Raw genomic sequence first — 25,836 nt, 5'->3', positions numbered from 1 at the left:
ATCTCCCAATGATTCGCTCTTACCTTATTATTTTTTCTTCACCGGTATCCAAAGCTCTACTTGTGCAAACTCACTCTTATCTTCGTGGCAACGCTCATCGTACAGTTCAAACTCTGTAACTCCGCAATGTTCATACCCTGAATGCGGAAACCATTCTGAGAATACTGCATTCCAAGTTTGGTGAATAGACGATACCATTTCTTTATGAGGAACTTTCGGCGTTGTAAATACTGCATATGTTGCTGCAGGGAAAGTACGCTTTGCAATTTCATTTGGTACATTTTCAAAGTCTGTAACTTCCATTCCAATAATATAAGTGAAGTCCCCTGTTTCTAAATTAAAATCAGTACATAATCCAAGCTCTACCCATTGGCTCGTATCTTTACGATTCGGAATCGTTGTTCCAAGATCTTTTTGTAAATATTCTTGCCAAAATGCTGGGATGTCTTGATGGTTCTTCCCCTCTTTACTTGTCGTCTTCAGTTCATAACCTGCCATTAAAAATTCTGGTTTATTTACAATACGATATTCCATTTGTATGCCTCCTAAATACGGATTTAATTTTCTTTGCTTTACATTCACTCTGTAATACATCGGTGTTTCGATTTCTTGTTTTCGATATTCACTCGGTGTCATTTGAAATAATTTTTTAAAGGCTCTCGTGAACGTTTCGTGAGATTGAAAGCCATGCTCAAATGCGATATCAATAACTTTTTCATCCGTATGAGAAAGTTGATAAGCTGCCCGGGCTAACCTCCTCTTTCGAACATACTCCATTACTGTATCACCTACTAACGCCTGAAATACACGATGAAAATGCGACTCAGAAAAACCTGCAACCCGCGCTAAATTACGCAGCGTTTGTTTTTCCATTACATCTTCCTCAATATAATCAATTGACCTTTGAATTTGTGTTTCATAGCTTTCCATCTCTGTTCACCCGCCTTATATGTATTATGATAAAAGAGAATCCTATCCAATTCTTGACGTTTTTTACTATAATTCCATAAAAAATTGTAACTTTTTTATATGTATTTCGTTGTTATGTATGAAGGGAGGGAAATGTAGTGAAACGCAAACAATCATTAGAAGACATTTACTCCGAGCATATGCAAGATTTATTTCGCTATCTTCTCTCCCTAACCGGAGATTCCCACTATGCAGAAGATCTCATGCAAGAAACCTTTTACCGAATGCTCGTCCATATTGACTATTATAAAGGAGAAGAAATTAGGCCGTGGTTATTTACAATTGCCTACAATGCCTTTATCGATTGGTATCGTAAAGAAAAGAAATATAAAACAACAGAAGTTGCAGAATTCCATTTACCAAACGTTCCAAGTACAGAACATGAATATTTCGTAAAACATGAGATTGCTAGTTGGTTAGACAGTTTATCTTCTCTTCCGCTCGAAAGACGAAATGCCCTGCTACTACGAGATTACTATGGATTCTCCTATAAGGAAATAGCAGAAATGACTGGTCTCTCATTAGCGAAAGTGAAAATTGAATTACACAGGGGACGAAAAGAAATAAAAACCATAAAGGAGTGATACAGATGGGCTGTGCAGAATTTAAAAAACTATGGAAGAAGTATGAAAATGGAACGCTCACGCATGATGAACAAGAACTGTTAGAAAGTCATATTGAGTCATGTGAAGCTTGTGAAGCTTACTTAGATGAGCTGTTAACAAAAACAGAACCAATTAAGAAAAAGTTACCTCCAAAAGATCTTAAAATTCCTTTTTGGAGAATTAAGTGGAAACATCGTTTACAAACGTTTGGTTTTATATTATCAATTTGCATCGTTATCTATATAATCGGCGGGGTATTATCAGCCTTTTATTTTCAAGCTAATAATGATAAAAGGCTAAAAGAAATTAGAGAGGTTCCTTCTCTGGCACTTGAAGCAACTATTCCAAATAGCCGCGTTATGGGAGGCGGAACAAGTGTAGAAGCTTTTTTCCGTACGAATAGCCAATTTGATTTAGTAAGAACCATCGGTAAAAAAGAAATGCCCCTCGGTACAATAGAAACAAAAAGCTTCTTATCATCTGTAGATATCACGAAGCAAACTTGGATGAATCCGTTCTATCAACCAAAACTCTTCTTTGTTCATCCCAAAACAGAGCAGGGTGATTATTTAAAGGATTCATCAAAAAAAGTATGGGATACACTTGCAAAAGTACATGATGGAACCGTTGCAGAAGTAGCAATTTCTTTTGATAAAGCTTACACTTTAAAAGAATTAGAACCGCTTTTATATAGCATATTCGAGGCACAAAAACTCCCTCCAACTCCTGTATGGTACGCTTTAGATACAGGACAAGAAAGAAAAAATGTAGATGACTATATCCTACATGGCGGAGAAGCTATAGGATTTCCAGAATATGTAAGATTCCTCGATAATGAAACTGACGGGCAGAAAACGCAAGAAGACAAAGTAACCGAAATGATGCGCGTCCTTTCTATCCATAAAAAAACAGTAAGCAAAATAGCAGCGCTTTCTGAGAAAGAACTAAACTTAGATAAACGTTATCAATATGTAAAGGATAACGGTGTAAAAGTATACGGAATTGTTATTACTGGCCCATCGAAAGAGTTATTAAAATTACAAAACTCCCCGCACGTACGTTATGCGACTCTTGGAGATATTGAGATTTGGAATTGGTTTGATTATTAATAAAAAAGAAGTAGCGCTCTAAAAACGATGCACTACTTCTTTTTTAATTCGAAATCACTTTCACATACATCCCTCTCACCGCTTTTTCATAAGCAATATCACTCATCTGTCTTATGTTTTCTGACACAACAGACGACTGAACGATTTTCCCTTCACGAAGTAACGGCGGATCAATAAGACGCACTTTATTTTTCTGATGTAAATCATAATCGTTTCTATCTTCTTTTACCTTTACATTTCGATGAACTTTGCTTAATAAAGCTTCTACTTCGGGGTCATTACATTGCTGCAATTTCGAAATAAGCTCCTCATCTTCAAGAAGAAAATCATCTGCATGAATAATCCTTTTATGAAGAGCTACCTTTAACGTTTTCGCTAACATATCATTTCCGTAAATATTCATTGGTTCCATAAAGAAATCGATTACTTCCTTGTAATACGTTTCTGTAAACCATTCTGCCATTTCGACACTTTGAACAACCATTTTCCCATCTACAGCGATGACATCTTCTAAAAAACTGTGAACTTCTTCTAAAGAAACATACCCATATGTATACATATCTCGTAATGTATAATCCACTCTGTCTGCGCATAATTCTGGTGCTGACCTTTCGAGTAACGTCCATTTCGAATCATCTAACAAAATATCTTCATAGTTATAACCATACTTCGCAAGAATCGCTGGAATTTCTGAGTTTTTCACAACAGAACTAAATATCTCTTCATGATAACTTTCATCTTCATTATGAAAAACGTAATCAATCACGTGGGAAAAAGCAGTATGCGATACGTCATGCAGTAAACTAGCGATCTGTTCTTCTACTGAACCACCTAGTTTTTTCACTAACAACATAACACCAACTGAATGATCAAAGCGCGTTACATTCCATTTCTCGTTCATTAAGTAACTTGCGCCTGCTTGATGAATTCCCTTTAGTCTTTGCATAGATTTACTTGAAATTAATTCTTCTACTACTTGATCCACTTCAAATTCTCCGTATAGTACATCTAATATGATCACTTACAATCCCCCTTTATTTTGATCGAGTCTTATAATCTTATCTCTTTTATGAAATTAGCACCAACATAAATATTTATTGTTATTTGTTTTTATTAAAAAAAATAGAGAGCCATCAGCTCTCTATTTCATAACCCCTATTCAAATGTAACTTCTACCTGCACAATCTCCGACCTACTACCAAGTCTAAGCGGTGGTCCCCAAAACCCAAATCCAGAAGAAACAATTGCGTGGAACGCGCCTTTTTGTGCGTATCCCCAGTCTAGCTCGTACATTCTTCTCGTTACAATATGATTGGGCGCCATTTGTCCGCGGTGCGTATGACCGGATAATAATAAATCTACACCTGCCGCTGCTGCTTGTTTCAACTCAAATGGCTGGTGATCCATTGCGATAACAGGCATCGATTTATCTACCGTACTCATTAATTGTTCAAAGCTTTGACGATCTCGCTCTGTTTTATCTCTTCTTCCAACGAGATAAAAGTCATCTTCAATTGTAATTACTTCATCTAAAAGAATACGAATATCAATCTTATCCATCTCTTGTAAAAACTCTGGAACCGCTCTACCGTAGTATTCATGGTTCCCTAAAACACCATATACGCCTAATGGTGCTTTCATTTGTTTCATGATTGGTCCCATATTCTTTTGAATGAACACACCTGGATGATCATCGATAATATCACCTGGCAGTAAAATAATATCAGGTTCCATCTCATTTACATGACGAACAAGTCTTTTTAAATGCGAAACGCCAGACAGTTTACCGAAATGCATATCAGAAGCCATCGCAATGCGTAAACTTTTACGCCCCTCTACCTTTTTCGGTATGTGCACCTCGTACTTTCTTACTACCGGACTATACGCATTAAATACTCCATACGCAAAGATAAAGATAAATGCAGCTATCACAGCCGCCCCTGTCCAAATAATTGCCGCTTCTTTCTCTACTGAAAACTGTAAAAGAAAGACCATAATATTAGCTAATGGCAACAACATAAGCGCATATTGTATAACTGCAAACCAAATCGAACCTATCGTTCGCAGAAATGGCAAAAACTTAAACACTTGCACGAGAATGTACGCATATGAAATAAATGCAACTATGAAAGCATAATATCCCCAAGATTCCCAGCCAAATACCGCATGAAGCCAAACCCATCCGTTCCAGCCAATGTAAAACATAAGTAGTGTGTATATAATTAACATGGTAAATATATTGAGATAACGAAGATTCTTCACAGCCAGCCTCCTTATTGATTTCTTTTATTATAACTTGTTATGCACTTATAACGTAAATATTAAGCACTTCGCTCATCATAGTAAAAACCTATAGTTGTTAGACTTGTATCTAACAACTATAGGCACCATTTATATCAACATTGTTTTTACAAATGCTCTTTATAAAAACTTGTTAATTTTTCAACTGCAATTTTTACTGGTTCTGGTTGGTCGTATAAATCGTAATGACTCGCACCTTCCACAACAAGTAAATCTTTTTTCTCTGAAGCTGCTTTCTCATAAAGCTCATGACCATCTTTATAAGAACCAAATGCACCTTGCTTACTGCCGACAATAATTTGCAGCGGCTGCGTTAATAACGTATCTGCTAAATGGAACGCATCAAAACCAATTACCGATCCCATGCTCGTAAAGTTTAGCTTATTTGGAGAGTTAACACTTTGCCCTCGTGGCGTTGTGTAATACTCAACTGCTTCTACAATATCTATATCGGTCATACCCGCTGCTACTAACTCTTCCTGATTTTTAGGAATCCAATTTGTAATCAGTTCCTCTGCTCCGCGTGCTTCAGCAGTACGTTGTTTACCAATCGCCTCTAACACCCCAATTGGATCAGCTTCACGATTTAATCGGCCAATATTTGCACCAACAACTGTGCCAACTGCTTTAATGCGGCGCTCTGTCATTGCGGCATTTACCGCATAACCACCGCCCGCACAAACGCCTAACACACCGATACGTTCTTCATCTATATAAGAAAGAGTAGTCAAATAATCTACCGCTGAGCGAATATCTTCAACGCGCGCAGCTGGTTCTTCCATATATCTCGGTGCACCTTCACTTTCACCTTGATACGATGCATCAAACGCAAGCGTTACATAGCCTTGTTCTGCTAACTTCTCTGCATATAATCCTGCCGTTTGATCTTTACAGCTACTACCTGGATGCACACAAACAATCGCTGCATTTTGTTTCTTTCCCTCAGCACCTACAGGAATATTTAAAATACCTGCAACTTGTAATCCTCTTGCATAAAAACGGACATTTCTTTTCGTAACTGCCATATATAAAACCACCCTTACTTCATTTTTAATTTACACTTGTGAGAGTTAATACTCACGTGTATATTTATAATAAAGCGAGCAACCACTTGTTTCAATGACCACATTTACGCATTTGGGTGATAATACACACGTAACGAAATATGTGTATCAATAACGGAGGAACACGATATGGAGAAAATCGATAGAAGAATTATAAAATCACAAAACGCCATTCAATCGGCATTTATAGAAATGTTAATTACAGATGGATTTGATGAAATTACAGTTAAAAACATTACCGAAAAAGCAAACATCGGAAGAAAAACGTTTTACTTACACTATCTAGATAAGTACAATTTATTAGATAAAATTGTGGACGATCATTTAGACCAATTAAAAGAAATATGCTACGAGAAGCAAAACAAAGAATTTATAGAAGGAACAATCATATGGTTTGAATACTTCAAAGAACACAAACCATTTTTTGCGGCACTATTTAGAAGTAACAGCACCTTATCATTTCAAAAAAAATTACTAACTTTCATCATGGGTGAAATAGAGAAAAAATTAAATACAGACACATCAGTAAATAAAAACATCGATAAACATATCGTCTTAAAATTTTTAGGAACAGCTGTAATGGGCATTTTAGAGTCTTACGTGTTGGATGAAATTGATAGTGATGTTGCGTTTGTTGCGACGCAAGTTGGAGAATTGATTAGGAGGAATATATAAAATGAAACTTTAATCAGTGGGGATTTATTCATCCCCTACCTAACTTCTTTGCTTTCGCTGCATTTTGAGGTGGGGGTCTTACTGCCCAGCAAATAGCGGGATAAAATAAAACCGCATCAATTTCCTTAATAAGGATTGATAAAATGCTATTATCGTTATCCTTCAAAACTCATCTATGCAATTATGCATAACCATCCATTCCGTTTTATTTTCATGTTACGATATAAATGTAATACGACATATATCGACAAAGATAAAAGGAAGTGATTGTATGAAACGTTCTAAAACATACTTAAAATATTTAGCATTATCCGCTGTTTTTGCTAGTAGTGCTATAACTCTTTCAACACCTGCTGCTTACGCTCAAACAACATCACAAGTTGTAACAGATATCGGGCAAAATGCAAAAACACATACGAGCTATAATACATTTAATAATGATCAAGCTGATAATATGACAATGTCTTTAAAGGTAACTTTTATCGATGACCCTAGCGCTGATAAACAGATTGCCGTTATTAATACAACTGGTAGTTTTCTAAAAGCAAATCCTACTATAAGTGATGCACCTATTGATAACTACCCAATCCCTGGCGCTAGTGCAACATTACGTTATCCTTCACAATATGATGTTGCATTTAACCTTCAAGATAACAGCGCTCGTTTCTTTAACGTAGCGCCTACAAATGCTGTAGAAGAAACGACTGTAACATCTAGCGTATCTTATCAACTTGGTGGCTCTGTTAAAGCTTCTGTAACGCCTAATGGCCCTAGCGGTGAAGCTGGTGCAACTGGTCAAGTCACTTGGTCTGACTCTGTAAGCTATAAACAAACTAGTTATAAAACAAATTTAATTGACCAAACAAACAAAAACGTAAAGTGGAACGTATTCTTTAACGGATATAACAATCAAAACTGGGGTATTTATACACGTGACTCCTATCATTCTTTATATGGAAACCAACTTTTCATGTACTCTCGCACATACCTATATGAATCTGATGCAAAAGGTAATTTAATACCGATGGATCAACTTCCAGCGCTAACAAATAGTGGTTTCTCTCCTGGTATGATTGCTGTTGTTATCTCTGAAAAAAATACAGATCAATCTAACTTACAGGTCGCTTATACAAAACACGCCGACGACTACCAACTTCGTCCAGGCTACACATTCGGAACTGCAAACTGGGTTGGAAACAACGTAAAAGACGTTGATCAAAAAACATTTAATAAATTGTTCACACTAGATTGGAAGAATAAGAAATTAGTAGAGAAAAAATAAAGTGAAAAAACGAAGGGACTATTTAGACTCTTCGTTTTTTACTTACTCATAATAAGATCCTGCGAGTAATACCGTCGCTATGAAATTCCATGATATATTTTTAGGCATCTCTTCACCTTTATTTTGAAAAGCACCATCACAATCATTTAGCCATGCTTCCATTGATTCTAAATAATCTTCTAATGTTATATTCTCCCACTCATCTTTATTTTCTTTGAAATCTTTTTGAAAATAAAACAGGAATTCTACTAATTTTTCTTTTGAATCTACACCATTAGCCAACTCATAAATATCCATATTATTACTCCTTTCAAATACAAGTAAAATCCTCGATCTCTTCAACACAAAAACATTCTTTTTTATAAAATGCTATATTTCTCTTCCAACCAATCTTCTATAACATATTGTCCTGCTATCCCTGAAGGATTTTTAATTTTCTTCCCTTCTTCTTCACTAACCATTTCAAAATCGATTAAAGGACCATCTGCTCTCCCTCGGCTTACAAAATAAGTCCCCTGATCCTTATTCTCAAACACAAAATCTGGAAGATTATACTCCCCCGGATCAAACAATTCCATTGGTAATCCACCAATAATTTTCCAATCACCATCTAACCAACCAGACCAGGCAGTATACGCCGTAAATAATACTTCTTTTTGATTCTTGTAATAGTTTTTAAACTCGCTTATCCGTATTTTTTCATCTGTAAATAAAGAAAAATATTCTATATATGTTTCCCCATCATATGGCCGCGTAACATTTTGGCCTTTCACTAACATGCCGTACCCATACTTATTAATATTTTTAAGATTTATCGCAAAAACTATCCCTGGCTTAAATGATTTTTTGCGACGCTTTTTTAATTTAAACTTACAATCTACTACTTCTTGTTCCTCTAAAGAAAAACTATCACTCTGCATTTCTAATGCATTTTTTAACATTATCTCTAACTCATTTATATTTGGTAATCTGTGAGGCCCTTCATTATATATCTTTTCAATCTCTTGAAAAGCATCCATTAAAATATCAATGCTTTCATCACTTATAATCAATTTATCCCCTTTTATTTCCTCTTTATAAAAAGACATATTTTCTCTCCTTTACTCTCTTATACATATCCCTTGAAGACTCTCTTTTTCTTTCTATCACACTAAAACACGCACCACTTCTTCTAATAATAAACCCAACCATTCATCCAATTTGTTTCAAAACACTCTAATACATTCAGCCTTCTTTCCATAGTACTATTTCAAGATCATACTCATTCTTTAGAAAAGTAAAGCCACTTCTCATAGATGCATCTACTACAATAAGGCTAGAATAAATTAATGATCTTTGAGCATCATCATATCCAATGAAATGTAATACTTCTTTTATATATAACATGAAATCTTCCAACTCTATTTGCACACCAAAGTCCCAATTTTCATGTGCATACCATAGAATAATCTTCTTAGACAATAAACTAGTTAATTCACGTTCAAATTCTTTTATTTCATTGATAACTTGTTCAGCATTTAATTTACTCATAACTTTAATAGGATTCGGTGTTTCATCAATTAAAAAGTTTACTAATGAAGCAATTTTCTTCCCGCTAATAATCTCAAATTCTTTTATAGACGGACATAACATTAAAAACTTTTCTCTAGTAGCCTTTTCCTCGACCTTTTCTCTTAACATTGCTATTTTCTTTAAACGTTCATTCACATTTATCACCTCATACATTCAGTAAATTAACATAATAAAGCGTATCATCCGTTTGAAAATACATAACCGATCCACAGCTATAATAATTAACAAATTGAATCGGCTCTCCAAAATGTTCATAGTACTTTTTCTGAATGTCACTTAATTTATTTTTTCGAAAAAAATTCATTTATGCTCTACAACCCTCTTTCTACTATACAACCTTGTTATTAAAGATAGATTTCTTCTTTCCAACTACTGGATTTAGATTGAACTACTATTAGATTTTCACTTTCCCATTTTAAGGTACCCAAAAATCTTGCATACACCATTTCATTTCCTACTTCTTCCACCAATAGTTGATCTCGAATCTTTAATCCCTTTTCATCATACACTTCACATCGTAGTTGGAAACCTTTAACACGATGAATTCCTTTTAATATCGCTATCCTCTTACGGCTTGGGCTTTTCTTAGGTGTCTTCCCAACTAAAAATATTCCTTCATAGTTTTGCTTCACAATTTCATCTAAAGATTCCTCTATATACCCTTTAACAACAGATGATGAAAGAGTAGAGTTTTCTTCAAGTCCAGGGACAACATATTGGCGTACTAATTTGCAAAACTCTTTGTATTTCTCTTCAACTGAATTTAATGCTAAAAAGTCCATAAAATCATATGGAACATATATACGAATTTCACCCAAAGCTCTATTCACTTCATATGAAATATCAGTGTTTTCGTTAGCTAAACAAAAGACAGTTACTTTTTCAATCTCTCTTAATCCCATCTCAAACTCGCTAACTTTCTTTGAGAAAATTAGCTCAAAAATTCTAATTTCATGTACAAGCAAATAATGTTTTTTAGGACGTTTTTTTTTCCAATCGTAAAACTTTACTTCAAGCAATATAATTCACTCCTTTAAATTTATCACCATGCATCGGGGACCTATGATACCTTTTATTAATTTATTAAACTGTACTCCTTTTTCATTCTATCTTATCTATATTTTTAATATGCTCTACTCACAACGCACACGGTGACATAACAGCCATAAATACATCACTTCTCTCACCTGGTGCTATATACACTCCTTCTGCATCTAAATATTCAATGGAAAAGGCTGCTAGCTCATACGCCATTTCTTGATCGCATTCAAAAAGTGGATTTATAAAAACCTCACTTCCTGTAATCTTTTGTAAATCTTTCAAACAGTTAGACTTACTTCTTGCATAATCAGCCACATTCTCATTAGCCCAAGACCACATCCAACTGTTACTCTTTTCAGACCAAGAACCTATAAAAACAACACTAAATTCAAGTAATACTTGACCATTTTTTTTAAACTGTAATATACATTGATCTTGATCATACCAATACTCATCAAAGTTATAGATATTATAATCTGAAATGAATTTTTGCTGTTTACTTTCTAATTTGTCATAACACATAACAAGATAATTTTCGAATTGTTCATCCGTCATTGCCAATTATCACACGCTCCCTTCCTTCAAGATCTCCGCTACAAACAATATATCTTACTCTCTCAAAACCTATATAAAGTGAAACTTTAATTAGCCCTTACCAATTGGGCTTTTACCAGTAGCCCCCGCCCACATATCATATACGTTTCTATTACTAAGATATCTTAATATATACAAAGAAAGAAGAACTTATATAAGCCCTTCTTTCCGTAAATAGTTTCTTTACTTCGTCTAATTTATTTTATCACGATAAATAAATTCAACATTACACAAATGCACCCCAACCATCTGTATATCCACCAAACTCTTCACCCAGTTTATTCAATTCCTTTTGCATCTCTACAATATCCTCATAAATTAAGAACATTTCTTTAGAACAAGTACACGTCCAATCTTCAAATTCTTCATTATAATCTAATTCACAATTTAAGCCCAGCTCTTGTAGTCTGCCAATTATTTTTTCTCCATTACCTTGATCAGGAATTGCAATAAAGAAATCTACTATATGTTTTTTATTAAAATCTATACCTTGCTTGTATAACATATTTAATACTTGTCCATCTTCATCTTTTGGGAATTTCATTATTTCTCCCCTTTTCTATAGCATATAATAAACCTTCATTTGGAACAAAAAATATTCCATTACTTAAAGTCCTCTTTACCCGTTATTTTTAAGTTTTTTCCATTCTGTATACCTAATATCAATCACTTCTTTTAATTTAAAGTAATTTTCCCAAGTATCTTGCACTTGATATAATGTATCACACTCTAAAAATACATCATCATAATCATCTAAATATAAACCTTTTTCAAAATCAAAATAATCTATTGCAAATTGATTCCCTTCATCATTTAACATGTCATCGCTTAAAACCCCATCCCAGAACATATAAACTTGAGTTCCAGTCATTTTTCTAAGCTTAAATTTATTAATTTCCTCTTCAGTCTCTTCTAAAAATTCATCACTAAATAAATTATTATCAATAATCCAACCTAAGAACATTCCAGTATGTACAAATGCTTGCTCCATCGGTAATTCTTGTGGGAAATCTCCTTCATAATGATATTTAGCTTTATCGTAAATTATTGTTTGGAACAAGATTCTCACTCCTATTTCACATAATATAATTGAGCTCAAATAAATAATTCTTTGATACACTTTTTAAAAAGGTAAGTTGACTAGACTCTGTGGGGTTTTTGCTTCCAAAGGCTAAGTCTATCGCTACTGCTCAAGGTTACAGTGCACCATCATCACTCGCAGGCACTATCTCAAACCGGCTAAAATTCGATATGGGCTTTCCAGTATTATAAAACCTGTAAATAAAAACCCCTATAAGTTACATTCGAAGTTTGTATCTAATCATAAAAACGTCAAATGTTTCCTTCTAGGGGTTACCAATATTTATGATTAATAGAAAATCTAGAGTTTAATGTTTTTCCAACCAGAAAAACCAGATATAAACAATTAACCCCACTATAATCACGAAAATGAATAACTAACCTTGTTTATCCTAGATTCATATTAGAAAGAAAGTTTTCAAATAACTCCAATTCAAATTTATCCCTCGTCTTTAAATACTCTCTCTTTTTCTCAATGATTTGTTCTAATATCTCTTCTTTATTTAATAACAAGGCTAATCCAATAGCATTTTGTGCTCGCGTCCCATCAAATATTGTCCCTATTAATCCAGCCTCATCATCATCTCTTACACATAAATCAAATACATTTTCCATATCTACATACTTATCAATATATGGAATGAAGTATTCCTTAACTTCTTTTAAAATATCCATAGTAACAGGTAAAATATCTTCTTCCTTTTCAACACGCCACCTTTTTTGCTCTCTATAGACTAAATTCCCTAAATCAACTCCAATTGTATAGGTCTCCTTTTTCTCTCTAATTGTTAAACCGTCAGCCCATTGATTTTTCATATTTTCTAATTCATCAAAACGAATTCCCACATCCACCGTCACATCAAAATCTTCTAGGTGATTGATAAAGGCTAAATGTATACCGATTTTTCCTTTATCAAATTTTTTCACCAGGTCTTGTTGTGTAGTTATAGTCTTATAACCGTCTTCTTTTAACTCTTCACCTAGACCTTGCAGTAGCTTTAATTTTAATTCTTTTTTGTTCATATAATTCCTTCCGCTCTCTATTTTGATTTGTCCCACGAGGATTAGATACATGTCCTATCCTATATATAAAGAAAAAAGAGCCTATATTCGCTCTTCCTTCATATACACATTTAACAAATGCATCTTTCTAACCACTAACTTTTCTGGTGATATATTAATAGCCTCTAAAAGCAAACTGAATATACAAGTATGTACCAACACCATAAATAACAAAAGCAACTATAGTAATTAGCCAATTTTCACGAGTTTTTTGTACATACTTCGAACATGCCCAAAAAAGAAGTAAAATAATTAATTGAATTGCAGTCACTTTTGAGACAGCAATTATAGTAGTTTCCGTAACAAATACTACCCATGTCCCGAACAACATCCGAATACAAAAAATAATCGCCCCAATACGTGTTTCAGTATATTGTTTATTTATATTTATAAAAAATATATCTTGCAACATAACAGTTAATGTTAATACAACTACTAAAGCCAAGATAGAAATGAATTCTAAAAATTCTATAAGCACTTTTAGTCTCCCTTTTGACATCATTTTATTATAATTTTCATTAAAGATTCTTACTATCATGTAACTAGGTCTACAAATACCCTCTCATTATCTATACAGTTTTCGCATACATAATATGAAAATAACAGCTAAGAGCATAAATAATAAGTGCAATCATTGTAATATACCACTTTCCTCTGTACTTCTTTACACACTGCATAAGCCCCCAAAGGAAAAGTAATATAATTGATTGAATCACTAAAATATTTAGCGTCCCTAACAGAGTAGCTGTCATAGGGTAAATGATCCATATACTCACCAATGAACGTATAGCCATGACCGTAGCAAAGATTCTCCTATAATGAGACAGTCTTATACTACCTATGCAGTACTCTTGTAAAAATACGATAGATGCTACTAGCATATTTAAAACCAAAATTAATAAATATCCAAAAAACTCTATCAACTCTAAATTCTCCTTCATAAATTTATTTACGATTTCCTATCGCATCAAAAGTTAACAATTCACTCCGAAGTTTTACAAGTTACTTTTTCAAAAATACTAGCTAATATTCCAATAATCATCAAAGAGATTACTATTCATACATTCATTTTATTACTCAAGGACGACCTATTTAAAAATCCAATTTTTTAGCGGACTTGAAATAGTCTTGAAATTTATCATCGATGTCCTCATCTTTACTAAAAAAAAGCGTTACATACGAATCCCAACAAACAATTTCAAGTTTTGCTTGAGGGTGCTGAATATTTGGACTTGGTACCCAGAGCCCTTCATTTCCATTTGCATAGGGTTCTACAAGCAAATTATTAATATCAATGTTTATAGACTTATCAAACGCAGATAGTACACCCCAAATAAATTGAGGATTATATTTCTTTACGAGATTTGAAAGATCTTCACCTGCTATCCAAACTATTGGATGCGACATTTTAGGATAATCTCGGATAAGTTTCTCTTCCTGATGTGCGACATTCTCCATGTCTGTTATAAGCCAATTAAACTCTTTTTCCCTACCTTGAAATGAGTCAAAAACGGAAGCTAAAACTGTATATTTAGATCCATGTAAAATGAAGTTCATCCAATCCCTCCAATTAGTAACAATCGATAAGTTAGCCTTCTTGAACTTATTATGTGTAGATAATTAAACAAATACCAATGAATACTGTTACTATACACAATATAATAGTTGTTGCAGTATCTAGCAAAATGCTTACGACTAGGAAAATTATTGATTTAAGAGCAAAAGAAGGCCCTTTTTCTTTCCATTGACGATAGATTTGCATCATTGCATAAATTAATGGAATCATACCACCTATAATCAGAATAATCCCTATTATTTTCCCCATGTTTCCCCTCCTTTTAAAGATTCGAATCAATAAATATACTATATAATCATACACCCTCAAAATATATCCTTATATTTTTGAAGTTATTTTACACATACAAAACCCTCTAATCATAGCTACACTCGTATTAAGCGCATTGTTAAAAGTTATATAATCTTTCATTCTGTAATTAATGGAACTTTCCATCTGCTAAAAACGTTGCCATACAGCTTAACATTTTCTAAGGTATTAAATTTCCTAAGATATCAATTAGCTCTTCTAATGCTCTTCCCAAATCGTTTATATTGTCTCGTTCATCAAAACCTTTCTCCATTAATTCATCTTCTATAATATCTCTCAATTTATTTATTTTTTCAGTTTCTATCATACGTAAGTCTTCATAAGCATTTAACCATAGTAAATGTTTATTTTGTGATTCTAATGTCTGTTTCAATAAAATCTGCATCTCTTTATTTAATTTAAACAAACTTATTTTTTCCTTTCCTTATGTATTTTGAACCTTTAGCAAAAGTTGTAATTACTTTACCTTTTTTATTTAAAACTACTACAGCCTGTTTACTAGTATATTTAGTTCTACCGCCACTTTGTATAACTTTTTTACCAGTTTTAACAACATTTAAAATGGCCTTAGATGATACTCCTACACCATCACGACTAATTGCCTATACCATTTCTTTCCTTTCATAAACTCACCTCGCTGAAATATTTTTCAACACAATAATGTTACATATTCAAATCTAAATGAAATAAAGAGTAAAGTAAATGCAGTTTAAAAATAAATACATCTATCATAAAAAAAGAAAAGACGATTTCTTTTCTCATTAATGCTTGTAGTATCCCACCCCATTTAATGATTGATAAAATAAGAAAAGGGCTTTTTTGGAATCATCGGTTAAACTTGCAATTTAGTTGCAGAAGGAACAAACTGATGATGCGGAAAAACGTAGTATATAGAAGACTATGTAAGGAGTTTGTCATATGATTGATAACAGAATTTCGAAAGATTATGACCATGAAATAGATGATTCTTTAAAAGAAATTACAGATACAACCATCTTACTTAATTTTCAAAAAGCGATTGTAAGTTTATATCCTCATCTAATACCAATTCATGCTTTTGCCTATGACGCATGGGATGATATTGTAATGCCATTGTTTTATGAGATGGTATATAAAACCTTTGCTTTTAAATACGGGATAGATATTAACTTTAAAGAAACTCATACCTATATGTTTTCGCTTAATAGTTATAAAGGGATACATCACATCGAGTGTGTTCCAAAGTGCACGACATTTAAGATTTATATTAACGAAGAATGGATTGAAATGGATAATAAAAGTTTGAAAGAAAATGTATTTGTATTTAAGTCATTTGGGGATGGATTGCATTTTCTAACTGGTGGAATTGAAATTGCAGATGCTTATCGTGTAGGATTTGACCTTGTTGAGGTTGATATTGTTTCTACCATAACAGGTCTTCCATCTAAAACAAGTATTTTTATTGATAAAGAGCATGTAGACTTTGTGTTTGTTGCAGAAACATATGATACAAATATCCAAAATTAAAAATTTTATGTAAGAAAGTAGGAAGAATATCTTCATTACTACTCATATCAAATAGTTGTTTGAACACGCTCCGCTATTATATATACAAACTTCCTACTACATTTCATATGAGAAAAAGTTATTACGATAAACAAAGAAAAGGTCTCCTAAAATATCTTTTAGGAGACCTTTTCTTATTAATAGATTTTGTAATTTAAGAGTAAACACTCTTAAATTACAAAATCCTCCGGAATAAACACTTTCACTTCTTTCGGCTGTACGTATACGAAATCACCCGCTTGAATGTTCAGCTGTTTGAACTGTTCTTTCGTAATTTCTGCTTCTAAATATTCATCTGTTTCGTCTCGTTTTAATTCTACATATACGATATTTCCGACTGCGTGAGAATAAGATACTTTTGCTGGGATTGCATCTACACTTTGTTTCGTACGAGAGATTGATAAGTCATGCGGCCTTACATAGGCTATTCCGTCTACGTTTGAAACGTGCTTATGCTCTGGTGCTTCTAGTTCGACCGATCCTACATTTAGCTTTCCTTTATGAACGCGGCCGTGAAATAAATTTACATTTCCTAAAAAGTCATATACAAACGGACTTGCTGGATTTTCATATACTTCTTCCGGTGTTCCCATTTGTTCAATGCAGCCTTCATTCATTACAACGATGCGGTCTGCAACGTCTAACGCTTCTTCTTGATCATGCGTTACGAATACGCTCGTAATTTGAAATTCGTCATGTAATTTTCGGAGCCATCTTCGTAATTCTTTTCTCACCTTTGCATCGAGTGCACCGAACGGTTCATCAAGTAATAAAATTTTCGGTTCGACTGCAAGTGCCCGGGCTAGTGCAATACGTTGACGTTGTCCACCAGATAATTGCGCTGGATAACGTTTAGCAAAGCCATCCATTTTTACGAGCTTTAATAATTCTGTTACCTTTTCTTCTATCGCTTCTGCTGACGGTCTTAAGCTTTTCTTTCTTACTTTTAAACCGAAAGCGACATTCTCAAATACATTCATATGTTTAAAGAGCGCATAGTGCTGAAAGACGAAACCGACTTGCCTGTTTTTCACGTGAATGTCTGTTAGATCTTCCCCATCAAATGAAACAGAGCCTCCATCCGCTTCTTCTAATCCTGCAATAATGCGTAATAACGTCGTTTTCCCAGAACCTGACGGGCCTAATAAGGCAACAAGTTCACCTTTTGGAATATCCAAATGAATGTCTGTTAGTGCTTGAAATGTACCATATTGCTTTGATACACCTTGAATTTGAATACTCACCGTAATCCCCCTCTTATTGGCGTTTTTCCATTCGCCATTCAATCCAGTTTTTTATAATGAGTGTACACACTGCAATTAATGACATTAACGTCGCTACTGCAAATGCTGCTGAAAATTGATATTCATTGTACAAAATTTCAATATGGAGCGGCATCGTGTTCGTAATGCCACGCACGTGACCTGATACGACAGAAACGGCTCCAAACTCACCGATAGTACGGGCATTACATAGAATCATGCCGTATAAAAGACCCCATTTGATATTTGGAAGCGTAACGCGCCAAAACATTTTCCAGCCACTTGCGCCAAGTGATAAAGCTGCCTCTTCTTCACTTTTCCCTTGCGCCTGCATAATCGGAATTAATTCACGTGCAACGAACGGGAAGGTTACAAAGATTGTTGCAATAATAATGCCTGGTACAGAGAAAATGAGTTTCACTCCATGTTCAAGTAACCATTCGCCAAGAGCACCCCTCGGTGTGAAAAGTAAGACGAATACTAATCCTGCGATAACTGGTGACACAGCAAACGGCAGTTCAATAAGAGAGAGTAATACTTGTTTTCCTTTAAACTGAAACTTTGTAATAAGCCACGCGGCCGCTACCCCAAATATCGTATTAAGCGGCACAACGATTAACGCAACGAGAAGCGTTAATCTAATTGCTGAAAATGCTTCTTGATCTGTAATAGCGGCAATGTATACATCCATCCCTCTTTCAAAGGCTTTTAGAAAAATAGTTATGAGTGGCAGTAATAGAAAGAGAGATAAAAATAAAACTGTAATCGTAATTAATACGCCTGGTACAAGCTTAGATTCTTTTTTAGCTGATACGCTTTTTACTATTTTCTTTTCTAATAATGTTGGTTCCATTTTCTCTCCTCCTATTCACTTTTTAGTTCATGCCTTCTACTCCAGCTTTGAATCATATTAATAAGAAGAAGGAAAAGGAGGGAAATAATAAGCATCACGGTCGCTACAGCTGTTGCCCCCGCGTAATCATATTGTTCTAGTTTCGTCATAATCATCAGTGGTGCAATTTCTGTTTTCATCGGCATATTACCTGCGATGAAAACGACAGATCCGTATTCTCCTAATGCTCTTGCAAATGCGAGTGAAAAACCGGCAAGAAGAGCGGGAAAGATTTCTGGTAAAATGATTTTCACAAATATTTGTAAGCGGGATGCACCTAAACTCGAAGCTGCCTCTTCTACTTCTTTATCAATATTTTGCAGCACTGGTTGCACCATTCGAACGACAAATGGTAAACCGATAAAAGTAAGCGCAACGATAATTCCGAGTGGTGTAAAAGCTACTTTTATATGAAACAGACTAAATATTTTCCCAATCCATCCATTTTCCGCATAAAGCGTTGTAAGTGTAATACCAGCTACAGCTGTCGGAAGTGCAAACGGTAAATCAATGAGTCCATCTAATAGTCTTTTTCCTGGAAATTTGTAGCGTACGAGCACCCATGCTATTAATAAACCGAAAATGGCATTTACAATAGCAGCTGCAAATGAAGTTGTAAAACTAACTTGATAGGAATGCAACACACGCTCGTTCGTTATAACCCCAGCGAACTTCTTCCAACCTAACTGTGAAGTTTGAATAAATACGATAGAAAGTGGTATAAGTACGAATAAACTCATGTACAACATTGTAAATCCAAGCGATAATCCAAACCCTGGTAAAACACGTTTCTTCCTCATCCTCTTTCACCTCATCCCCCTTTAGCAGTACGCATTATTTTTGATAAATTTTATCGAATACGCCGCCGTCATTAAAGTGTTTCTCCTGCGCTTTTTTCCAGCCACCAAATAGTTCATCTACTGTAAATAATTGAACTTTCGGAAATTGAGATGTATATTTTTCTGCTACTTTTTCATTACGTGGACGATAAAAGTTTTTTGCCGCAATTTCCTGTCCTTTTTCTGAGTACAAATATTCAAGATACCCTTCTGCTACTTTTTTCGTTCCTTTTTTATCAACGACTTTATCTACAACCGCTACTGGTGGTTCTGCAAGTACACTAATAGAAGGGGTTACAATTTCAAATTTATCTTTTCCAAGCTCTTTTTGGGATAATAACGCTTCATTTTCCCATGCGATTAATACGTCACCAATTCCTTTTTCAACAAATGTTGTCGTTGCTCCGCGCGCTCCTGAATCTAATACTTCTACGTTTTTATAAATTTGGCTAACAAACTCTTTCGCCTTATCTTCACTATTATTATATTTTTTCAGTGCGTATCCCCACGCCGCTAAATAGTTCCAACGTGCCCCGCCTGATGTTTTTGGGTTTGGTGTAATGACAGACACACCTTTTTTCGTTAAATCATCCCAGTCTTTAATACCTTTCGGGTTTCCTTTTCGAACAAGAAATACAATTGTTGACGTGTATGGAGTGGAATTATTCGCAAGTCGCTTCTGCCAATCTTCTGCTAATTGTTTTTTCTTACTAATCGCATCAATATCATAAGCAAGTGCTAGTGTAACAACGTCTGCTTCTAAGCCATCAATAACAGAGCGCGCTTGACTTCCAGATCCCCCGTGTGATTGTTTTACATTTACTGTTTGCCCGTGCTTCTCTTTCCAATACTTCGCAAAATCTTTATTGAAATCTTGATATAACTCCCTCGTTGGATCATAAGAAACATTTAAAAGCTCAACTGTTTTTTTATCTCCACTTCCTTCAGAATTACTAGTGGATGTTGCCGAACCACACCCTGATAAAAGTACAACTGCTGATAATAAAACACCTGTACTTTTCATAAACGCTGTCTTACCCCACTTTTTCATCGTTAAGCCCCCTTAGTTTATACAATAGAAAAAGGCACACAATATATTCACAAATGTGAACATTGTGCGCCTTCAGTTTATCTGATTAGCTTCTAATGTATTCTATTCGATTTCTTTTCATTTTAATTCTGTAATTCGCATGTGTCAACTTGGAATTTGAATTTTCTTATTAAACTAAAATATTGGCATACGTTGAGCCCAATGATTTTTCAAATCAGCAAATTCTTTTGGTAACTTACTATTTTCATTCCATTCTAATTTATATGCATTTACTAACACCGTAGCCATTGATTCACAGTCCACTACTCCATTTTGATTAAAATTACCGTTCTTATCACTTTCAGAGTTCATCCATAATTTAACAAATAAGATATTGCACCCGACGTAAGCGTTAATTTCTTCTGTTCTACGTATGTCCCCTCCTTGTTGGTCATATACAGGTTTAAATATATGGCACCACAGCTTAATCAATACAAAAAAAATGAGGCAACCACCTCCAAAGATGGTTGCCTCATTTTTACACTTGCATCGCTTTCTCTCTCAATGCTCTTCTTAACAACTTACCCGTCGTATTCTTCGGCAATTCTATTAAAAACTCAATGCTTTTCGGCACTTTATATTTCGCTAAATGTAACGTACAGTAATGCATTAGTTCTTCTTCTGTTACGTTTGCTTGCTTCAAAACGACGTACGCTCGCACAGCTTCTCCTAAGTTTTCATCAGGAACACCGATTACGACAACTTCCGCTACTGATTCGTGCGTATATAATACTTCTTCTACTTCACGAGGGTATACGTTATAACCGCCAACTAAGACGATATCTTTTTTACGATCCACGATATAGAAGTAACCTTCTTCATCCATTTTCGCCAAGTCACCTGTATATAGCCAGCCGTCTTTCAATGTCGCAGCTGTATCTTCTGGTGCATTATAGTATCCTTTCATAACGTTAGGTCCGCGAACAATTAATTCACCGACTGCGCCGACAGGTACTTCTTCCCCAAGTTCATTTACAATTTTATTTTCTACATGCCAAATATTTGTGCCAATTGATCCTGGTTTCCGAGGACGATCTAGCGGATTGAAACAAGTAACTGGTGATGCTTCTGATAAACCGTATCCTTCTGAAACAATAACGTTAAAACGTTTTTCAAAGTTTTGCAGAAGAGCAACAGGCATCGATGCACCACCGGAAATACAAAGGCGAAGCGTCTTCACATCTTCTGCGCTTGCTTCTTCAAATAAATATAAATAATTGTACATCGTCGGTACGCCAGCAAAGATCGTTGGTTCGTACGTGCGACAAATACGGAATACTTCTTTCGGACTAAATTTCGGTAACATTAAAATCGTTGCCCCGTTCACAATCGGTGCATTTACCGCAACTGTTAAACAGAATACATGGAACATAGGCAGTGCCGCAACAACGCGGTCATCAGCCGTATATTGTAAATACGACGCCACATCGTTCGCATTACTATATAAATTTTTATGTGTTAACATAGCGCCTTTCGGTTTTCCAGTTGTGCCCGATGTGTATAGAATAACCGCTACATCTTCTTCATCTAGTTCAGGACCTTCGTAAGTTGTATCTCCAGTCCCCACAAAACTAGTAAACGTTTTCATTTTTTCGGTTTCTGTATGGTTAAAATCTGATGAGGTTTCGCATATGATGATGTTTTCTAATGAAGGAAGTCTTGTTGTAAGAGATTGTATAACAGGTAGAAGGACGTCGAGTACGATGATTGTTTTTACATCTCCATTTTGTAAAATATAATGCATTTCGTCTGCTGTATAAATTGGATTAACTGGAATAACAGTTGCTCCGGCTTTCATTGTTCCGTATAAACCGACCAAAAAATGTGGTGAGTTCCCAACAACTAATGCGACATTGTCCCCTTTTCCAATGCCCATTTCTGCTAAATTGCTAGAAAACCTTGTGACCATTTTGTTTAATTGGTCATATGAGACCGACTGATCCATAAATATATAAGCCGGTTTTTCCCCCTTCTTTTTTGCCGTTTCAGCCAAAGATTGAACGAGATTCACAAAAACCCCACCTTTATAAAATTTAGAATATTTAAAAATTCTAAATTAATTATATTAAAAGAAAATTAAAGTGGCAAGTGATATTCTATTAACTGCATATAGACAGATCACCTTCTCTTAGTTTACTTTGGAAAAATAAGGGGATTTTATTTACAAGTAATTTATAACACTAGACCAAAAATCATTTTAGGATAATATGCACTCATCTTTTCTCTAAGTTTATCAAGTTCCTCTTTATGTAACGTCGTATGCTTTCCAAACAAGTTAAGAGCGTCCGCTCCATCTTCATGAAAATAAACTGTAACATATAATGCCGGTAACCCTATATTGTCTTCATCTATTGATAAGATGACATCTGGTGTTTTATTAACAGTGCTGAATGTTTCATTTCTTTTCCACTTCTTATTTTGAAACATGTCTTGTATATCATGTATCTTTCGTTTGTTATCTGTATGCGTAAAATATATAACATTATCCTCAGCCGGTTTTCCGATAGACAAAATTGTACGACTTGAGGGCGATCCACTGTTACACGCTGTCATTCCGACGGCGAAGCTGAGTAATAATACAACGTACATTACCCTTTTCATTTCGATTCGCCTCCTTTTGAATATATATATTCCTTTACGAGGGGCAAATGTCCTGTGATTTTATGTTTTGTGGTAAATGAAATTATATGAGCGATTTTTCAGTTATATCAGCGCCGCTCGATTTATATCGGCGATTTTTCAAATATATCAGCGCAACTCGGTTTATATCGGCGATTTTCCAAATATATCAGCGCAACTCAATTTATATCAGCGATTTTTCAGTTATATCGACTTACCGACAAAACCTGACAATCTACGCAAAAAAGAAAGAGGCTGCCCGTTATGGAAGCCTCCCTCATTTTTAGAAGAATAAATGTAAGAAATCTTCTGTTGTAATGTTACCGAAGTAGCGTGCGATATCTACGCCTTCTAAAGCTGCAGTGAATGCATCTTTATCGAACTGAACGCCTGTTAGACGCTCTTCGATATCATGAACATCTAGTGAACCGAAGAAGTCGCCGTAAATTTTACATTCTGTTACTGTTCCCTTTTTCACTTCAAGACGAACGTCAACTTGTCCAACTGGGAAGCGGTGTGAATGTTGTAAGTTGAACTTCGGTGATTTTCCGTAGTTCCAATCCCAATTTTGGTAACGTTCTTCAGAAAGTTTATGGATTGCTTTCCAATCCTCTTCTGTTAATTCATACGTTGGGATTTCTGTTTCTCCTTCGAAAATTGTTTCTAGAAGAAGTTGTCTAAACTCTTCTGTCGTCATTTCTTCGTTTAAGAACTCTGTAATGTTCGCAACGCGGCTACGGATTGACTTAATTCCTTTTGATTGAATCTTATCCATTTTTACTTTTAACGCTGATACGACGTGATCGATTTCAGAGTCAAATAGTAACGTACCGTGGCTGAACATACGACCTTTCGTTGCGAACTGTGCGTTACCTGAAATTTTTCTACCTTCAGCTAAAATGTCGTTACGACCACTTAGTTCTGCATTTACGCCTAATTTACTAAGCGCTTTCGTTACAGGTTCTGTAAATTTTTTGAAGTTGCTGAAACTGTCTCCATCATCTTTCGTAATAAAACTGAAGTTTAAGTTTCCTAAATCATGATATACTGCGCCTCCGCCTGATAGACGACGAACGACATGAATACCTTTTTCTTTTACGTAATCTGCATTAATTTCTTCTACTGTGTTTTGGTTTTTACCAATGATAATCGAAGGTTCGTTAATGTAGAACAGTAAATATGTTTCGTTAATATCTAAATTTTTCACACAATATTCTTCAATCGCTAAGTTTATTCTAGGATCTGTAATTCCTTTATTATCAATAAATAACATCGTATCACCTCATGAGTTCCATACGTAGCCACTATGCGCTAGCGTAATGTGGCCACTGAAAATTTGTTTTGCTTCTGTTACTAAATCAGATGGGTTGCCTGTATGCGGTAAGTGCGTTAATAAAAGTTCTTTTACATTCGCATCTTTTGCAATACTTGCTACTTCTGTACTATTCATATGCCCTGCTTTTGCAGCCTCTTGATGTGCATACATATTACACTCACAAATGAAAAGATCAGCATCTTTCGTGAATGGAATGAATTCAGGAATATAACTTGAATCAGCGCTGTATACTACAGCATCATCTCCAGCTGTAATACGCATCGCAAAGCATGTAACAGGATGAACAGTTTTTAAGAACGAAATCGAGAATGGTCCAACTTGAAGTGTTTCTTCTGGATTGTACGCGATTCCTTTCGTATGTGGTTCATGCGTTAAAGAATGGAATCCATTCTCGTCAAAGGTATGGCCGTATATTGGTAATTCCGGTAGTTGCCCCTTCGCCCCGCTCATAATTAATCTCGCATATTGCAATACCCCGATATCCGCAACATGATCATGATGATAGTGTGACAGTACAACTGCATCTATATGAGATGGTGTTATATATTTTTGAAGCTGTGCTAGTACACCACTACCACAGTCTACAAGTAAACGAAAACCATCGTGTTCAAACAAATACCCCGACGTTGCTTCTCCCGCTTCTGGAAAGCCGCCCCAAAAGCCGACAACAGTCATTTTCATATGTATCCATCCTTTCTAAAACCGAGTAGAAATGCATGTTTTACTTACATCCTACATTGTTAACTATAATCCATTTCCTAAACTTTTTCATTAATTTTCAATTTTGTTATAAAACAGTTGTTGACTTTTATTTTTTGTACTAATACAATGATAGTAAGAAATGGAAATGGAGGGATTGACATGATCGATCAACCAATGGAGTTTTTCAGAAATTTACCGACGAAAACTTGTGCGCACTGCGGGAAAGAAATTGATGAGCAACACGAAGCATACCATAACAAATGTGACGATTGCGTTCACGAAGAATAGTAGTTTGTGAACATAAAAAAACCT

Annotated in this window: 33 protein-coding genes; 6 read left to right on the top strand and 27 right to left on the bottom strand. The window is 34.9% G+C overall.

Annotated elements, in window-relative coordinates:
• Positions 1-27 precede the first annotated feature (27 nt).
• Entirely contained in the window at positions 28-930 is a 903-nt protein-coding gene (locus tag ACXKY9_RS04735) for an AraC family transcriptional regulator (RefSeq protein WP_000446853.1), read from the bottom strand.
• Positions 931-1,067: 137 nt separating this feature from the next.
• Here ACXKY9_RS04735 and ACXKY9_RS04730 point away from each other — a divergent pair, with 137 nt between their 5' ends.
• Both ACXKY9_RS04730 and ACXKY9_RS04725 read left to right on the top strand, forming a co-directional pair.
• The gene (locus tag ACXKY9_RS04730; RefSeq protein ID WP_000823982.1) at positions 1,068-1,553 is read left to right on the top strand and encodes an RNA polymerase sigma factor; all 486 of its coding nucleotides are present in this window, start codon (positions 1,068-1,070) and stop codon (positions 1,551-1,553) included.
• A 5-nt stretch (positions 1,554-1,558) separates the two neighbouring features.
• Positions 1,559-2,683 (top strand): anti-sigma factor, encoded by a 1,125-nt coding sequence (locus ACXKY9_RS04725; protein ID WP_000501652.1) that lies wholly within the window; start codon positions 1,559-1,561, stop codon positions 2,681-2,683.
• Between the two features lie 43 nt (positions 2,684-2,726).
• Here ACXKY9_RS04725 and ACXKY9_RS04720 read toward each other — a convergent pair whose 3' ends face one another.
• The 3 genes from ACXKY9_RS04720 to ACXKY9_RS04710 all read right to left on the bottom strand — a co-directional run bounded on the left by ACXKY9_RS04720 (position 2,727) and on the right by ACXKY9_RS04710 (position 6,009).
• Complete coding sequence (locus ACXKY9_RS04720; protein ID WP_000584686.1) at positions 2,727-3,704, bottom strand: HD domain-containing protein; 978 nt, start codon at positions 3,702-3,704, stop codon at positions 2,727-2,729.
• Between the two features lie 134 nt (positions 3,705-3,838).
• On the bottom strand, positions 3,839-4,945 hold the full coding sequence (locus ACXKY9_RS04715; protein WP_000793767.1) for a metallophosphoesterase: 1,107 nt from the start codon (positions 4,943-4,945) through the stop codon (positions 3,839-3,841).
• A 146-nt stretch (positions 4,946-5,091) separates the two neighbouring features.
• Positions 5,092-6,009, bottom strand: a complete 918-nt coding sequence (locus tag ACXKY9_RS04710; RefSeq protein ID WP_000301565.1) for an alpha/beta hydrolase — start codon at positions 6,007-6,009, stop codon at positions 5,092-5,094.
• 168 nt (positions 6,010-6,177) lie between these two features.
• Between ACXKY9_RS04710 and ACXKY9_RS04705 the strand changes: the two genes are divergently transcribed.
• Both ACXKY9_RS04705 and cytK2 read left to right on the top strand, forming a co-directional pair.
• On the top strand, positions 6,178-6,723 hold the full coding sequence (locus ACXKY9_RS04705) for a TetR/AcrR family transcriptional regulator (RefSeq protein WP_000410998.1): 546 nt from the start codon (positions 6,178-6,180) through the stop codon (positions 6,721-6,723).
• A 271-nt stretch (positions 6,724-6,994) separates the two neighbouring features.
• A complete protein-coding gene (gene cytK2 / locus ACXKY9_RS04700) occupies positions 6,995-8,005 on the top strand; it encodes a beta-channel forming cytolysin CytK2 (RefSeq protein WP_000830636.1) in 1,011 nt (336 codons plus the stop codon).
• Between the two features lie 42 nt (positions 8,006-8,047).
• Here the strand turns inward: cytK2 and ACXKY9_RS04695 are convergent, their stop codons facing one another.
• From ACXKY9_RS04695 to ACXKY9_RS04630, 14 genes are all read right to left on the bottom strand, one after another.
• Positions 8,048-8,302, bottom strand: coding sequence for a DUF7660 family protein (locus tag ACXKY9_RS04695; protein ID WP_000356076.1), 255 nt, complete (start codon positions 8,300-8,302; stop codon positions 8,048-8,050).
• A 62-nt stretch (positions 8,303-8,364) separates the two neighbouring features.
• On the bottom strand, positions 8,365-9,093 hold the full coding sequence (locus tag ACXKY9_RS04690) for an Imm26 family immunity protein (RefSeq protein ID WP_000011705.1): 729 nt from the start codon (positions 9,091-9,093) through the stop codon (positions 8,365-8,367).
• Between the two features lie 136 nt (positions 9,094-9,229).
• Positions 9,230-9,712 carry a YxiF family protein gene (locus ACXKY9_RS04685; RefSeq protein ID WP_001005737.1) on the bottom strand — a complete coding sequence of 161 codons (483 nt, stop codon included), beginning with the start codon at positions 9,710-9,712 and terminating at the stop codon, positions 9,230-9,232.
• A gap of 10 nt (positions 9,713-9,722) precedes the next feature.
• Positions 9,723-9,881: a hypothetical protein gene (locus ACXKY9_RS04680; protein WP_001008989.1), complete on the bottom strand. Its 159-nt coding sequence runs from the start codon at positions 9,879-9,881 to the stop codon at positions 9,723-9,725.
• Between the two features lie 40 nt (positions 9,882-9,921).
• Positions 9,922-10,596, bottom strand: a complete 675-nt coding sequence (locus tag ACXKY9_RS04675) for a hypothetical protein (RefSeq protein WP_000895167.1) — start codon at positions 10,594-10,596, stop codon at positions 9,922-9,924.
• A gap of 118 nt (positions 10,597-10,714) precedes the next feature.
• Complete coding sequence (locus ACXKY9_RS04670; RefSeq protein ID WP_001251759.1) at positions 10,715-11,179, bottom strand: DUF6882 domain-containing protein; 465 nt, start codon at positions 11,177-11,179, stop codon at positions 10,715-10,717.
• Positions 11,180-11,438: 259 nt separating this feature from the next.
• Positions 11,439-11,756: a ribonuclease E inhibitor RraB gene (locus tag ACXKY9_RS04665; RefSeq protein WP_000671650.1), complete on the bottom strand. Its 318-nt coding sequence runs from the start codon at positions 11,754-11,756 to the stop codon at positions 11,439-11,441.
• A gap of 75 nt (positions 11,757-11,831) precedes the next feature.
• Complete coding sequence (locus ACXKY9_RS04660) at positions 11,832-12,272, bottom strand: DUF7832 domain-containing protein (protein WP_000487868.1); 441 nt, start codon at positions 12,270-12,272, stop codon at positions 11,832-11,834.
• A gap of 407 nt (positions 12,273-12,679) precedes the next feature.
• The gene (locus ACXKY9_RS04655) at positions 12,680-13,315 is read right to left on the bottom strand and encodes a hypothetical protein (protein WP_001034376.1); all 636 of its coding nucleotides are present in this window, start codon (positions 13,313-13,315) and stop codon (positions 12,680-12,682) included.
• A 154-nt stretch (positions 13,316-13,469) separates the two neighbouring features.
• Positions 13,470-13,832 (bottom strand): hypothetical protein, encoded by a 363-nt coding sequence (locus tag ACXKY9_RS04650; protein WP_000904358.1) that lies wholly within the window; start codon positions 13,830-13,832, stop codon positions 13,470-13,472.
• Between the two features lie 91 nt (positions 13,833-13,923).
• Entirely contained in the window at positions 13,924-14,277 is a 354-nt protein-coding gene (locus ACXKY9_RS04645) for a hypothetical protein (protein WP_000569001.1), read from the bottom strand.
• 169 nt (positions 14,278-14,446) lie between these two features.
• Positions 14,447-14,911: a hypothetical protein gene (locus ACXKY9_RS04640; RefSeq protein WP_001009372.1), complete on the bottom strand. Its 465-nt coding sequence runs from the start codon at positions 14,909-14,911 to the stop codon at positions 14,447-14,449.
• 49 nt (positions 14,912-14,960) lie between these two features.
• On the bottom strand, positions 14,961-15,179 hold the full coding sequence (locus ACXKY9_RS04635; RefSeq protein ID WP_000516160.1) for a hypothetical protein: 219 nt from the start codon (positions 15,177-15,179) through the stop codon (positions 14,961-14,963).
• A 220-nt stretch (positions 15,180-15,399) separates the two neighbouring features.
• The gene (locus ACXKY9_RS04630; RefSeq protein WP_000475561.1) at positions 15,400-15,645 is read right to left on the bottom strand and encodes a hypothetical protein; all 246 of its coding nucleotides are present in this window, start codon (positions 15,643-15,645) and stop codon (positions 15,400-15,402) included.
• A 512-nt stretch (positions 15,646-16,157) separates the two neighbouring features.
• On the opposite strand from ACXKY9_RS04630, the gene ACXKY9_RS04625 reads away from it, so the two are divergent.
• Entirely contained in the window at positions 16,158-16,745 is a 588-nt protein-coding gene (locus ACXKY9_RS04625; RefSeq protein WP_000566763.1) for a hypothetical protein, read from the top strand.
• Between the two features lie 209 nt (positions 16,746-16,954).
• Here ACXKY9_RS04625 and ACXKY9_RS04620 read toward each other — a convergent pair whose 3' ends face one another.
• From ACXKY9_RS04620 to ACXKY9_RS04580, 9 genes are all read right to left on the bottom strand, one after another.
• A complete protein-coding gene (locus tag ACXKY9_RS04620; protein WP_000027104.1) occupies positions 16,955-18,028 on the bottom strand; it encodes a sulfate/molybdate ABC transporter ATP-binding protein in 1,074 nt (357 codons plus the stop codon).
• Between the two features lie 13 nt (positions 18,029-18,041).
• Positions 18,042-18,899, bottom strand: coding sequence for a sulfate ABC transporter permease subunit CysW (cysW, locus tag ACXKY9_RS04615; protein WP_000433833.1), 858 nt, complete (start codon positions 18,897-18,899; stop codon positions 18,042-18,044).
• A gap of 11 nt (positions 18,900-18,910) precedes the next feature.
• On the bottom strand, positions 18,911-19,738 hold the full coding sequence (cysT, locus tag ACXKY9_RS04610; RefSeq protein ID WP_001227879.1) for a sulfate ABC transporter permease subunit CysT: 828 nt from the start codon (positions 19,736-19,738) through the stop codon (positions 18,911-18,913).
• 34 nt (positions 19,739-19,772) lie between these two features.
• A complete protein-coding gene (locus ACXKY9_RS04605) occupies positions 19,773-20,828 on the bottom strand; it encodes a sulfate ABC transporter substrate-binding protein (RefSeq protein WP_000758703.1) in 1,056 nt (351 codons plus the stop codon).
• A gap of 174 nt (positions 20,829-21,002) precedes the next feature.
• Positions 21,003-21,179 (bottom strand): hypothetical protein, encoded by a 177-nt coding sequence (locus ACXKY9_RS04600; RefSeq protein ID WP_001999272.1) that lies wholly within the window; start codon positions 21,177-21,179, stop codon positions 21,003-21,005.
• 166 nt (positions 21,180-21,345) lie between these two features.
• Positions 21,346-22,878, bottom strand: coding sequence for a fatty acid--CoA ligase family protein (locus tag ACXKY9_RS04595; RefSeq protein WP_001055200.1), 1,533 nt, complete (start codon positions 22,876-22,878; stop codon positions 21,346-21,348).
• Between the two features lie 161 nt (positions 22,879-23,039).
• A complete protein-coding gene (locus tag ACXKY9_RS04590) occupies positions 23,040-23,468 on the bottom strand; it encodes a hypothetical protein (protein ID WP_000832614.1) in 429 nt (142 codons plus the stop codon).
• A 301-nt stretch (positions 23,469-23,769) separates the two neighbouring features.
• The gene (gene lplA, locus ACXKY9_RS04585) at positions 23,770-24,759 is read right to left on the bottom strand and encodes a lipoate--protein ligase (RefSeq protein WP_000897275.1); all 990 of its coding nucleotides are present in this window, start codon (positions 24,757-24,759) and stop codon (positions 23,770-23,772) included.
• Positions 24,760-24,768: 9 nt separating this feature from the next.
• Positions 24,769-25,503 (bottom strand): MBL fold metallo-hydrolase, encoded by a 735-nt coding sequence (locus tag ACXKY9_RS04580; RefSeq protein WP_000784680.1) that lies wholly within the window; start codon positions 25,501-25,503, stop codon positions 24,769-24,771.
• A gap of 180 nt (positions 25,504-25,683) precedes the next feature.
• Here ACXKY9_RS04580 and yhfH point away from each other — a divergent pair, with 180 nt between their 5' ends.
• Positions 25,684-25,812, top strand: coding sequence for a protein YhfH (gene yhfH / locus ACXKY9_RS04575; protein WP_000567010.1), 129 nt, complete (start codon positions 25,684-25,686; stop codon positions 25,810-25,812).
• Positions 25,813-25,836: the final 24 nt, after the last annotated feature.

Source organism: Bacillus sp. 2175, assembly GCF_057812155.1.
The sequence above is the reverse complement of the archived record's forward strand: the minus strand, read 5'-3'. Positions and strand labels throughout refer to the sequence as shown.